The 11,775-nt window shown below is 64.5% G+C and carries 14 protein-coding genes; 6 read left to right on the forward strand and 8 right to left on the reverse strand.

The genetic code is table 11. The features are described from left to right. Positions 1-111 precede the first annotated feature (111 nt). Together K2O51_RS22760 and K2O51_RS22765 are read left to right on the forward strand one after the other, a co-directional pair. Entirely contained in the window at positions 112-564 is a 453-nt protein-coding gene (locus tag K2O51_RS22760) for a hypothetical protein (RefSeq protein ID WP_140950863.1), read from the forward strand. 41 nt (positions 565-605) lie between these two features. Further along, a complete protein-coding gene (locus K2O51_RS22765) occupies positions 606-1,286 on the forward strand; it encodes a C40 family peptidase (protein WP_011298161.1) in 681 nt (226 codons plus the stop codon). Between the two features lie 70 nt (positions 1,287-1,356). Here the strand turns inward: K2O51_RS22765 and K2O51_RS22770 are convergent, their stop codons facing one another. From K2O51_RS22770 to K2O51_RS22805, 8 genes are all read right to left on the reverse strand, one after another. Further along, positions 1,357-2,364, reverse strand: coding sequence for an inorganic phosphate transporter (locus K2O51_RS22770; protein WP_011298162.1), 1,008 nt, complete (start codon positions 2,362-2,364; stop codon positions 1,357-1,359). Between the two features lie 13 nt (positions 2,365-2,377). Further along, positions 2,378-3,004, reverse strand: coding sequence for a DUF47 domain-containing protein (locus K2O51_RS22775; protein ID WP_011298163.1), 627 nt, complete (start codon positions 3,002-3,004; stop codon positions 2,378-2,380). A 181-nt stretch (positions 3,005-3,185) separates the two neighbouring features. Beyond that, positions 3,186-4,577, reverse strand: coding sequence for a replicative DNA helicase (locus tag K2O51_RS22780; RefSeq protein WP_011298164.1), 1,392 nt, complete (start codon positions 4,575-4,577; stop codon positions 3,186-3,188). A gap of 204 nt (positions 4,578-4,781) precedes the next feature. After that, positions 4,782-5,234, reverse strand: coding sequence for a 50S ribosomal protein L9 (gene rplI, locus K2O51_RS22785; RefSeq protein ID WP_011298165.1), 453 nt, complete (start codon positions 5,232-5,234; stop codon positions 4,782-4,784). A gap of 36 nt (positions 5,235-5,270) precedes the next feature. Then, positions 5,271-5,549 (reverse strand): 30S ribosomal protein S18, encoded by a 279-nt coding sequence (gene rpsR / locus K2O51_RS22790; protein WP_011298166.1) that lies wholly within the window; start codon positions 5,547-5,549, stop codon positions 5,271-5,273. A gap of 3 nt (positions 5,550-5,552) precedes the next feature. Next, positions 5,553-5,852 carry a primosomal replication protein N gene (gene priB, locus K2O51_RS22795; RefSeq protein ID WP_011298167.1) on the reverse strand — a complete coding sequence of 100 codons (300 nt, stop codon included), beginning with the start codon at positions 5,850-5,852 and terminating at the stop codon, positions 5,553-5,555. A 77-nt stretch (positions 5,853-5,929) separates the two neighbouring features. After that, a complete protein-coding gene (gene rpsF, locus K2O51_RS22800; RefSeq protein WP_011298168.1) occupies positions 5,930-6,304 on the reverse strand; it encodes a 30S ribosomal protein S6 in 375 nt (124 codons plus the stop codon). 101 nt (positions 6,305-6,405) lie between these two features. Continuing rightward, on the reverse strand, positions 6,406-7,404 hold the full coding sequence (locus tag K2O51_RS22805) for an asparaginase (RefSeq protein ID WP_220630754.1): 999 nt from the start codon (positions 7,402-7,404) through the stop codon (positions 6,406-6,408). A gap of 211 nt (positions 7,405-7,615) precedes the next feature. Here K2O51_RS22805 and lexA point away from each other — a divergent pair, with 211 nt between their 5' ends. From lexA to K2O51_RS22825, 4 genes are all read left to right on the forward strand, one after another. Next, complete coding sequence (gene lexA, locus K2O51_RS22810; RefSeq protein WP_011298170.1) at positions 7,616-8,272, forward strand: transcriptional repressor LexA; 657 nt, start codon at positions 7,616-7,618, stop codon at positions 8,270-8,272. A gap of 126 nt (positions 8,273-8,398) precedes the next feature. Next, positions 8,399-8,572: a hypothetical protein gene (locus K2O51_RS22815; protein WP_011298171.1), complete on the forward strand. Its 174-nt coding sequence runs from the start codon at positions 8,399-8,401 to the stop codon at positions 8,570-8,572. 314 nt (positions 8,573-8,886) lie between these two features. Further along, entirely contained in the window at positions 8,887-9,699 is an 813-nt protein-coding gene (locus tag K2O51_RS22820) for a hypothetical protein (protein WP_011298172.1), read from the forward strand. A 21-nt stretch (positions 9,700-9,720) separates the two neighbouring features. Next, positions 9,721-11,775 carry a CHAT domain-containing protein gene (locus tag K2O51_RS22825; protein ID WP_220630755.1) on the forward strand — a complete coding sequence of 685 codons (2,055 nt, stop codon included), beginning with the start codon at positions 9,721-9,723 and terminating at the stop codon, positions 11,773-11,775.

Raw genomic sequence — 11,775 nt, forward strand, 5'->3', positions numbered from 1 at the left:
TTGCCGCCGGCCGGCCCTCGTGGCCCGGCCGGCGGACATGGTTCGCTCCCCGGCCCACGGGCCGCGGGCGCTTGTCCCGTTCGCTGTGAGATTGCCCGACAGGAGGCGTCGATGACCCCTCAGCAACCGCGCGTCCCGGCTACGCTGCGCCTGCAGGACCGCAAGCGCATGCTGGCATTGGCTGCACTGGCCTCCGCGGGGATGGCGCTGAGCACCGCATGGCGGCCCGCACACGCCGCCGACGAAATGGTGATCCGCACCATGGGCCCGGTAAGCTATGTCTGCGGCGGCATCGCCGAAGACGAACGCAAGGCACTGGCCGACCTGGAAAAGAATTTCAATATGGGCATTCTGTTCACGCAGGGCAGCAACGGCGAATTCCTGTCTGACGTCGCCGTGCGCCTGTTGCGCGACGAGCAGGAAATTGCCACGTTCCGCGCCGCCGGCCCACGCTGCCTCATACGTGCGCCAGAAGGCAGCTACAATATCGAGGCCAGTTACAAGGGCCAGACCAAGACCATCAAGATCGGCACCGGCAGCCGCGACGCACAGTTGCGCTGGTAGCGAAAGGATCCGGGTCAAGGCTGGCGACCGACCCAGCAAGGATGCCTTCGCGCCGTTCCCCTGTTCTTCGCGCCATCCGGCTGCGCCTGCCCGCGGTTCCTGCCGGGGCACGGCTGCCGCTGGTATGTGCCGCCGCGCTGCTGCTCGTGGCGTGCGCCGGCGCGCCGACCCGCCACGCCAGTCTGCCCCGCACCCCGGGCAAGCCGATGATCGATCCGAGTGCGGGACTGGAAGAAATTTCGATCCAGGCCATGTCGCTGGTCGGCACGCCATACCGCTACGGTGGCAATACGCCGGACAGCGGCTTCGACTGCAGTGGCCTGGTGCGATACGTGGTTGCGCGCGCCGCCGACGTCAACCTGCCGCGCACCACCGAAGCCATGGGCACGCGCGGCTCGGCGCTGGACCGAAGCGAGGTAGCTTCAGGCGACCTCGTCTTCTTCAATACAACAGGGCGTGCCAATTCCCATGTCGGCATCTACGTCGGCCAGAACCGATTCGTGCACGCGCCGTCCACTGGCGGCACGGTGCGGCTCGAGGACATGGGCAAGCCATACTGGGCATCGCGATACAACGGCGCGCGCCGCGTGGTGGCGGCCGTCAACCAGCCGCTGCCGGTTCAGCCCGCCAGTCCTGTCCCGACACCAGTGCCCCCCGCTGCGCCACCTGACCCCGTCCCGGCTGTCGACGACGATCCGATCGCGGCTTTCGCCAATAAATAGCGACTTCCAGAACGACAAAAAAGCCAGGCGAGTGCCTGGCTTTTCTTCATACGCGGATATCCACCCAGCCTTACAGGATGTGGCGGCCAACCCACCACGCTATCGCGGACATGAACGCGGAGGCCGGAATGGTCAGCACCCAGGCCCATACGATGTTGCCAGCGACGCCCCAGCGGACCGCCGACATCTTCTGCGCGGAGCCCACACCGACGATCGCGCCGGTAATCGTGTGGGTGGTCGACACAGGCACACCCAGCGCCGATGCCAGGAACAGCGTCATCGCGCCACCGGTTTCGGCACAGAAGCCGCCGACGGGCTTCAGCTTGGTGATCTTCTGCCCCATCGTCCGCACGATGCGCCAGCCGCCGAACAGCGTGCCCATGCCAATCGCCACGTAGCAGCTCACGATCACCCACACCGGCGGTTCGCCGCCCGCCGCGACATGGCCGCTGGCGATCAGCAGCATCCAGATGATACCGATGGTCTTCTGCGCGTCATTGCCGCCGTGGCCCAGGCTGTACAGCGACGCCGACGCAAGCTGCAGCCGGCGGAACCAGCGGTCCACGCGCGACGGCGGCGTACGGAAGAAGGTCCAGCCCACGATCACCATCATCAGCGAGCCGAGGATGAGACCCAGCAGCGGCGAGATCACGATAAAGGCAACGGTCTTCAGCAGGCCGTTGCCCACCAGTGCACCGGTGCCAGCCTTGGCCACCGCAGCCCCGACCAAACCGCCGATCAGCGCATGCGACGACGACGAAGGAATACCGTAGTACCACGTGATCGCGTTCCACGCGATGGCCCCGACCAGCGCACCGAAAATCACGTAGTGGTCAACGATATTGACGTCTACGGTGCCGGTACCGACGGTGGCTGCCACCTTCAGGTGGAAGATGAAGATCGCGACGACGTTGCACATTGCCGCCATGGCCACCGCATGGTGCGGCTTGAGCACGCCCGTAGACACCACCGTGGCGATCGAGTTGGCTGCATCGTGAAAGCCGTTCATAAAATCGAACAGCAGTGCGAGCGCCACCAGCAGGCCGATCACCCACAGGCTCATTTGAATGGTATGCATTGCCGATTCCGCTTCAGGCGTTTTCCAGGACGATGCCTTCAATGATGTTGGCCACGTCCTCGCACTTGTCGGTAATCGTTTCGAGCTGTTCGTAGATGGCCTTCAGCTTGATCAGGCGCTTGACATCGGTCTCGTCGCGGAACAGCTTTGACATGGCCGAGCGCATCACGCGGTCGGCTTCCGATTCAAGCTGGTCGATCTGCTGGGCAGTCTTCAGGATGGTGCTCGCATTGCCCATGTCCTCGAGCAGGCCCACGGCGATCTTGACCTGGTCGCAGCACTGCACGCAGATGGCGGCCAGGCGCAGCGCCTCATCGGTCAGGCTGGTCACGTCGTACAGCGAAATCGTTTCCGCCACGTCTTCCATCAGGTCCAGGATGTCGTCCATGGTCGTGATGAGCTTGTGGATCTCGTCGCGGTCCAGTGGCGTGATGAAGGTCTTGTGCAGCAGGTCGATGGTGTCGTGCGTGATCCGGTCGGCCTTCTTTTCTGTGGCCTGGACCCGGCGGGCATGCGCCTCGGCATTGGGCAAGTCATTGACCAGTGTCTGCAGTTCATGGGCGGCAGTCACCGCGCAGTCGGCATGCTGGTTAAAGTATTCGAAGAACTTGCCCTCAGTGGGCATGAATCGGCCGAACATGGAATGTTCCTTGTCGCAGCGCCATGGCGCCGCTTGGTTTGTTGCTGGAGGATGCGCAATGCGTCGCGCGACGGCAGCTTTTTGAGCCCCCGTCATCAAAGCGCAATATTTTACAGGGTTGTTGCTGCAATGCCCGCCCATATGTCGCAAACGAGACGCTTGCTCGCAGGCAGGCTTGACTTCAGTTGTCGTTGTCGAAGAAGGCAGGACCGCCACTGAAGTTATCGAACTTGGTGAACTGGCCCAGGAAGGTCAGGCGCACCGTGCCGATCGGACCGTTACGCTGCTTGCCGATAATGATTTCGGCCGTGCCCTTGTCCTGCGAATCCTGGTTGTAGACTTCGTCGCGGTAAATGAACAGGATCACGTCGGCATCCTGTTCGATAGCGCCGGATTCACGCAGGTCGGACATCACCGGGCGCTTGTTCGGGCGCTGCTCCAGGCTTCGGTTCAGCTGCGACAGCGCGATCACCGGGCAGTTCAGTTCCTTGGCCAGGCCCTTCAGCGAACGGGAAATCTCCGAGATTTCGGTCGCCCGGTTCTCACCGCCACCGGAGCCCGACATCAGCTGCAGGTAATCGATGATGATCAGGCCGAGCTGCCCGCACTGGCGTGCCAGCCGGCGCGAGCGCGCACGCAGTTCCATCGGATTCAGCGCGGGCGTCTCGTCGATGAAGAGCTGGGCGTCGTTCATGCGCTGGATCGCATGCGTCAGGCGCGGCCAGTCTTCGTCGAGCAGCCGGCCGGTACGCAGGCGGTGCTGGTCCAGGCGACCGACCGAACCCAGCATACGCATGGCCAGCTGGGTGCCCGCCATTTCCATCGAGAACACCGCGACCGGAAGGCCCTGTTCCACGGCCACGTGTTCGCCGATATTCAGCGAGAAGGCCGTCTTGCCCATCGACGGGCGGCCTGCCACGATGACCAGATCACCGGGCTGCATGCCGCTGGTCATCTTATCGAGGTCGATGAAGCCGGTCGGCACGCCGGTCACGTCGGTAGTCGAATCGCGGTGGTACAGCTCGTCGATACGCTCGACCACCTGCGTCAGCAGCGGCTGGATTTCCTGGAAACCCTTCTGGCCGCGCGAGCCCTCTTCGGCAATCGCGAAGACCTTGGATTCTGCTGCGTCCAGCAGTTCGCGGACTTCACGGCCCTGTGGCGCAAATGCCGACGAAGCGATGTCATCCGCCACCGTCACCAGCTTGCGCAGCACCGCCCGCTCGCGCACGATTTCCGCGTAGCGCCGGATATTGGCGGCGCTAGGCGTGTTCTGCGCGAGCGAGTTCAGGTACGCAAGGCCACCGACTTCCTCGGCCTTGCCGGCCACCTGCAGCATCTCGAAGACCGTGATCACGTCCGCCGGCTTGGTGGCGGAGATCAGCTTCGCAATGCTCTGGAAGATCATCCGGTGGTCAAAGCGGTAGAAGTCCGCTTCGGAGATGAAATCGGCAATACGGTCCCAGGCGGCATTGTCCAGCAACAGACCACCGAGTACCGATTGCTCGGCCTCGATCGAATGCGGGGGTACTTTGAGACTGTCGAGTTGGGGGTCGGCGACGGGCGCGTTCATGGGGTGGGATTATACCGGCGGGCGGACGCTACCCGCCTGACAAATGAGCGGCAACAATTCGGCATCAGGCCTTGACACCAGAACGTGTGCAGCGAAAACGGAGGTGACGCGGCGCGGATGCCGCAGACAAAGAAAAAAGGCAGGAGCCATGCTCCTGCCTTTCTTGTTGCGCTTGCCGGACAGGCCGGCCACGCAAGGTCTTGCTTAGACTTGCTCGCCCACGACGGCGACGGTCACGTCGACCACCACGTCGGTGTGCAGGGCAACAGCGACCGGGTGCTCGCCAACGGTCTTCAGCGGGCCGTTCGGCAGGCGAACCTGAGCCTTCTCGACCTTGAAGCCTTGGGTGCCCAGGGCAATGGCGATGTCGGCATTGGTCACGGAACCGAACAGGCGGCCGTCCACACCCGACTTCTGGCTGATCTGGACGGTCTGGCCGTTCAGCTTCTCGCCTTCAGCTTGCGCAGCGGCCAGCTTCTCGGCAGCAGCCTTTTCCAGTTCGGCGCGCTTCACCTCGAACTCTTGGATCGCGGTTTGCGTGGCGCGGCGGGCCTTCTTGCTCGGGATCAGGAAGTTACGGGCGTAACCATCCTTCACCTTGACGATGTCACCCAGGTTGCCCAGGTTGATCACTTTTTCCAGCAGAATAATTTGCATCGTGTTCTCTCCTTTACGGACCTATGGCCTGGACTATCAGTTCTTGTGCAGGTCGGTGTACGGCATCAGCGCCAGGAAGCGGGCGCGCTTGATGGCCGTATCCAGCTGACGCTGATAGTGAGCCTTGGTACCGGTCAGGCGAGCCGGCGTGATCTTGCCGTTGTCGCCGATGAAGTCCTTCAGGGTGTCCAGATCCTTGTAGTCGATCTGTTCCACGCCAGCCACGGTGAAGCGGCAGAAGCGCTTGCGCTTGAACAGCGGGTTCTGTTGCTGGAAGCGCTTCTTGTTCTTGTTGTCACGTTTGATGAATGCCATGATTCAATCCTTTACGAATGCTTTACATCCGGTGATGTGAAAGACGAGGGCCTTGCTGTTGCGGTGCTTGCGGGTCAGGAATCCTTCGCAGTCGAGCAGCGTGCCGAGCGGCAACCGCTCCAGGCGCTGGCCGACCGGCCCGATCCCCATCGCTGCAATGGCAAACTCGACCTGCCTCGGCGTATCCGCCTCGACCGCCTCGCCGCTGTACTGCAAGATGCAGTTCACGACGGGCACGCCGGCCGGGGTATACCTGAGAGCATCGCGTTCCGCCAAGGTGGCGGCTAGCCGAAGCTGGTTCAACGCGCGGCCCCTTGCAGTGTGTTGCCCATGCCGCCGTGGTCAGCTTTGCCAGCCACGACAGGCACCGCAGTCCGCATTCAGGCGGCCTGACCTTCGGTGGTCGTTTGCGCGGCCTTGCGGGCTTCTTCGCGCTGCACTTCCTTCATCATCGGCGAAGGAGCGGTTTCAGCCTTCTTGGTCTGCACGATCAGATGACGCAGCACGGCGTCATTGAACTTGAAGGCGTGCTCCAGTTCAGCCAGGGTTTCCTTGCCGCACTCGATGTTGACGCAAACGTAGTGAGCCTTGGCCAGCTTCTGGATCATGTAAGCCATCTGGCGACGGCCCCAGTCTTCCACGCGGTGAACCTGACCGCCTTGCGACGTCACGAGCGACTTGTAGCGCTCGATCATGGCCGGGACTTGTTCGCTCTGGTCCGGATGGACGATGAAGACGATTTCGTAATGACGCATTGACGCTCCTTTTGGATGAGCCACCCGGGCGTCACGTCCGGTGCGGCAAGGTTGAATAGCCTTAAATTATAGCCCGGCTATTGACAAACGCGCAACCGCTGTCACGAAGAGGCAAACTGCCCTTGCAGGCGTTCCGGGTCGGAAGCGAGCCCCGGATCCTGCGCCAGGGCCAGCAACAGCAGGACCCTGGCCTTATAGGGATTGAGATCGGCGGCGGAAAGGAATGCCCCGCCGAGAGGATCAACAACTGGCGGAATCGCCACATGACCCGCCGTGGTACGCGAACTGCGGACCACCGCGACGCCAGCCGCCACGGCATCCCTGAGCGCGGCCACGAGCGTCTCGTGTACCGAGCCGTTGCCCGCCGCCGCTACGACGATCCCCCGCACACCAGCGCCGACGAGGGCATCCACCACCATGCGGCCAGGTTGCGCATAGCTGGCGATGATCTCCACATCGGGCCAATGCTGCGGCACTGGCAACACCCCCACGCCAGACCGCACCGGCGCGCGGGCAATGCGCACCAGCTCGTCCTGCACGAAGCCAAGCGGCCCGCATGGTACCGATACGAAAGCATCTACCGCGGACGTATGCGCCTTGACCACGTCGCGCGCCGCGTGGATCTGCTGGTTCAGCACGACCAGCACGCCCTTGCCGCAGGCATCGGGATGGGCCGCAACCCGAACCGCATCGAGCAGGTTTAGCGGACCATCGGCGGACAGCGAGGTCGACGGCCGCATCGCCGCAGTCAGCACCACCGGCACCGGGCAAGCCTGCGTCAGGTGCAGGAACATGGCGGTTTCTTCCAGCGTGTCGGTGCCGTGCGTAATGACAATGCCCGCGACGTCCGGCTGGCCCGACCAGTGCTGCACGCGCGCCGCCAGCGTCGACCATAGAGAGAACACCATGTCCTTGCTGTCGACCTGCGCCACCTGCTCGGCCTCGACCCTGGCCACGGATTGCAGCGCCGGCACGGCAGCCAGCAGCGTCGTCACCGGCACCGTTGCAGCCTGATAGCGCGCACTGCTGGCCGGATTGGCGGAAGCGCCGGCAATGGTGCCGCCGGTAGCCAGAATGACGACGCGGGGAAGCTGGGACATGGATCGTGACATGGGCAGGGCACGAGGAAGTAAAGGTTCGCCGATTCTACCTGCGGCATGCCGGCAAACCCGAAGTCGAGCAGACGGCTCTGAAATTCTGCTTGCGCTTGTGCCGATACTGTATAAAATCACAGGCATACTGTTTAAACATACAGTGCCCGCCTGGCTGGCAGCCGTATTGCACCGGGGCACTCATCAAGGAAGCGCTTCCATGGCGACCCTGACACCCCGGCAGCAGCAGATTTTCGATCTGATCCGCAACACGATCCGCAATACGGGCTTTCCGCCCACGCGCGCCGAGATTGCTGCCGAGTTCGGCTTCTCATCACCCAATGCCGCGGAAGAGCATCTGCGGGCGCTGGCACGCAAGGGCGTGATCGAACTGACGCCGGGCGCCTCGCGCGGCATCCGCCTCAAGGTGGCGCGCAGCGATTCCGAGATGCCCGACCAGTTCTCGCTGCCCGTGTCCGGCATCATGCAGCTCACGTTGCCGCTGGTGGGCCGCGTGGCCGCCGGCAGCCCGATCCTCGCCGCCGAACATATCGACCGCCAGTATCAGGTAGACGCCTCGGTCTTCGACGAACGCCCCGACTACCTGCTGCGCGTGCGCGGCCTGAGCATGCGCGACGCCGGCATCCTCGACGGCGACCTGCTCGCCGTGCGCAAGGCCAGCGAAGCGCCCAACGGCAAGATCGTCGTGGCCCGGCTCGGCGATGACGTGACCGTCAAGCGCTTGCAGCGCCGTGACGGCGCGATCGAACTGATCGCGGAAAACCCGGACTTTCCGAACATCATGGTCACGCCCGGGCGAGAAGAATTCTCACTGGAAGGTATCGCCGTCGGGCTGATCCGCTCCTCGGGCTTCTGACCGACGCGGCCAGCCGCGCGCTGGTCGCCGCCCTCCCCTTTTGCTGTACCGATGCCGCCCGCCAGACGGGTGTTGACCCCGCTTTTGCCGCTTTTTGCTGCTTTTGCCAAATCGAGAGGTGTAGCCATGCCGCAAATCAACCACATTGCCGCCGCCCGTCAACCGGTCAAGCCGGTCCCGTTCCGGCAATCGAAAGGCGTTCGCATCTACCAGGGCGCGCAGCGCCGCACCATGGTCGGCAGCATGGCAGACATCTGCCGCATGCTGGAACTGGCCGAGCCGCCGAAGCTCCTGGCCTGATCCTTCCCGCCAGGCATGAGGGCGCTGCAGCCCTCCTTGATGGCAGATTGATCGAGAATTGCATATTCTGCATATCTCATCTTCATTTGTTTTGTCCGCGGCACCTTTCCATCGAGGGTGTCACCTTCTAGCCTTCAGATAGCAGGCACAGCGCGCCACGGCGCCGTCGCAGAACGGCCCGACCGCAGCATGGCGCGCCATCGGAGGGGACCGGCTCGCGCCCGTTGCCGCCGGCCGCCAGCTTTGCGTTTGCCGGGGTATTTGCGAACGCTCGGCGCTGTCGGCGCCGTCAGCGAATCCGCATGGGAGGCATCATGGCCACCATTGCGCTAACGGACGCCTTGCGTCAGGACTACGCATCGCTGTTCAACAACTGCGTCATCAACGCCGCGCGCGCGGCGGACGTCGACGGGCTCGTCAGGTCACTGGAACGCAACCGGCCTCGCTATGAGACTGCGGGCACCCTCTCAGGCGTGCCCTGGCACTTCATCGCCGTGATCCACAACATGGAGTGCGGCCAGCGGTTCGATTGCCATCTCCACAATGGCGACCCGCTGGGCGCCCGCACCACGCATGTGCCCGCCGGCCGCCCGCGCGCCAGTTCGCCGCCGTTCAGCTGGGAAGACAGTGCAGCCGATGCGCTGGCCCTCAAGGGACTTGGCGCGGCCACCGACTGGAGCCTGTCCGGCATGCTGTTCCAGGTGGAGCGGTACAACGGCTTCGGCTACCGCTCCTACCATCCGCAGGTCTCGACGCCTTACCTCTGGAGCTTTTCCAACCACTACGTTTGCGGCAAATACGTGGCTGATGGCACGTGGTCCGACACGGCGGTGTCGCGCCAGTGCGGCGCCGCGGTACTGCTGCGGCGCATGGCCGAGACCGGTGCGATCGGCTTCGCGGACCAGCCACCGCATGCCGAGACAGATGCGCCGCTGGTCGTGCGCTATGCCGCGCGCAAGCCTATGGATGCCACCGTCATCGCGCAGGCAGACGCGCTACAGCGCTGGCTCAATACGTACCCCGGAATCTTCGTCAAACTGGACGGCTATCCGGGCAAGCGTACCTCGGCAGCCTACCGCGACGTGACCGGGCACTACCTGCCCGGCGATCCGCGAACCTTGGCATAGGCCTCCCTCCCCCGACCGCCCATGCCACGCAACTACTCCGAACTGGAAATCGTGATCGGCACGGATGCCGCGGGCGGATACGAAGCCGAGGCCAGGCATCGCGTGCCAGAAGGCGACGTCATCACGCCACGCGTCGCGCTAAAGCTTGCGCCGGATGACCCCGCCCTGCGCGATGCCGATCCGCAGGTATGCGGCCGCGCGCTGGCCGCGAGCCTGTTCGGCGCACCGCCACTGCGTGACGCCTTCGTCGTCGCCCAGGCATCGGCCAATGAGCGTCGCCTGGACCTGCGCGTGCGCCTGCGCATCGGCGTCGATGCGCGGGAACTGCACGCGCTGCCGTGGGAAACGCTGTACGACCCCGCCGGCGAGCACGCGTTGTTCATCACCCAGCGCTGCTTCTTTTCGCGCTACCTGTTCGCGCGCGAGATGCGCCTGCCACGCCTGCGCGCGAAGAGCGATGTCAGCGCGCTCGTGGTCGTAGCGAACCCGAGCGGGCTGGGCCCCGAACTCAAGCCGATCGACGCGGCCGGCGAAGCCGCGCGGGTCATTGCCGCGCTAGCGCCGATTCCAGCCACGACACTGGCCGAGCCGGGCCACGCCACGATCGACCGCATCTTCGCCGCGCTGCAGGAAGGCGCTGACGTGTTCTGCCTGATCTGCCACGGCGCGCTCGTCGATGACCAGCCCATGCTCTGGCTCGAACAGGCCGACGGCAGCCGCGATCCGGTCAGCGGCAGCGTGCTCGTGAACCGCATCGGCACGCTGGAGCGCCCGCCGAGCCTGGTCGTGCTGTGCTCATGCCAGAGCGCCGGTGCTGGCGCCGCGCGCAGCGCCAGCACGCTGATGGCGCTGGGTCCTCTGCTCGCGCAGGCCGGCGTGCCGGCCGTGCTCGCGATGCAGGGCAATGTCGGCATGGCCACCATGGATGCGTTCCTGCCGCTCTTTTTTGCCGAGTTGCGCGAGCATGGCGAAGTCGATCGCGCCGCCGGCGTGGCACGCGCGGCGGTCAGCGAGCATCCGGACTGGTGGATGCCCGCGGTGTTCACGCGACTGGACAGCGGCCGCATCTTCTATCCACCTGGCTTCGCGCCCGACGACGGCGATGGCGGCGACGCATGGCGCGCCGTCATCGAGAACATCCGCCACGGCGAGACCACGCCAATCCTCGGCCCCGCGATGAGCGAAACGGTGTTTGGTTCACGGCTGCAGCTCGCGCAAATGTGGGCCGAGGCCTACCACTTCCCGATGGCGCCGCACGAGCGCGACGAGCTGCCGCAAGTCGCCCAGTACCTCGCGGTTTCACAGCAGGGGGTATTTCCGCGGCGCTTGTTCTACAAGTTCGCCTACCAGCATATCGTGCAGCTGTATCGCGACCTGCTCCCACCCGAGCTGCTCGCGCTGAAGAACGAGGACATCATCGCGCAGCTCAGCGACGTGGTCAGCGCCGTCGGCCGCGCGCAGCGCGACCGCGAGCCGCAGAGTCCGTATCGCACCATGGCGCGTCTGAAGCTGCCGGTGTACCTGAGCACCGACCCCAGCGACCTCCTTCCCGATGCGCTGCGCGAGAACGGTGCCGATCCGAGCGTGCGGCTATGCCGCTGGAACCGCCAGGCCGAGGCTTGCGACGACGCGCTCGCCGAGGGCCGCAAGCGCGCCGCACCGACCGCGCAAGCGCCGATGGTGCTCAAGCTGTTCGGCGACCTGCGCGAGCCCGGCTCGCTCGTGCTCACCGAAGACCAGTACTTCGATTACCTCACGAGCGTCTCGGTCAACCGCAATGCGATCCCGCTTGCCGTGCGTGCAAGGTTGAACGACAGCGCCCTGCTCTTCGTCGGCTTCGACGTGCAGTCGTGGGAATTCCGCATCCTGTTCCGCAGCATCCTGAACCTCGAAGGAGCGGACCTGCGGCAGGAATACCAGCACCTGTCGGCACAGCTCGATCCGAACAGCATCGTCGACCCGGTCAGTGCGCGCCGCTACCTGGAGCGCTATTTCCAGGACAAGGCCAGGCTCAAGTTGTACTGGGGCGATGTCGGCATGTTCACCGCCGAGCTACAGCAGCGCATGGAGCCATGA

The organism is Cupriavidus pinatubonensis, from assembly GCF_019602855.1.
GTDB classification, from domain to species: Bacteria; Pseudomonadota; Gammaproteobacteria; order Burkholderiales; family Burkholderiaceae; genus Cupriavidus; species Cupriavidus pinatubonensis.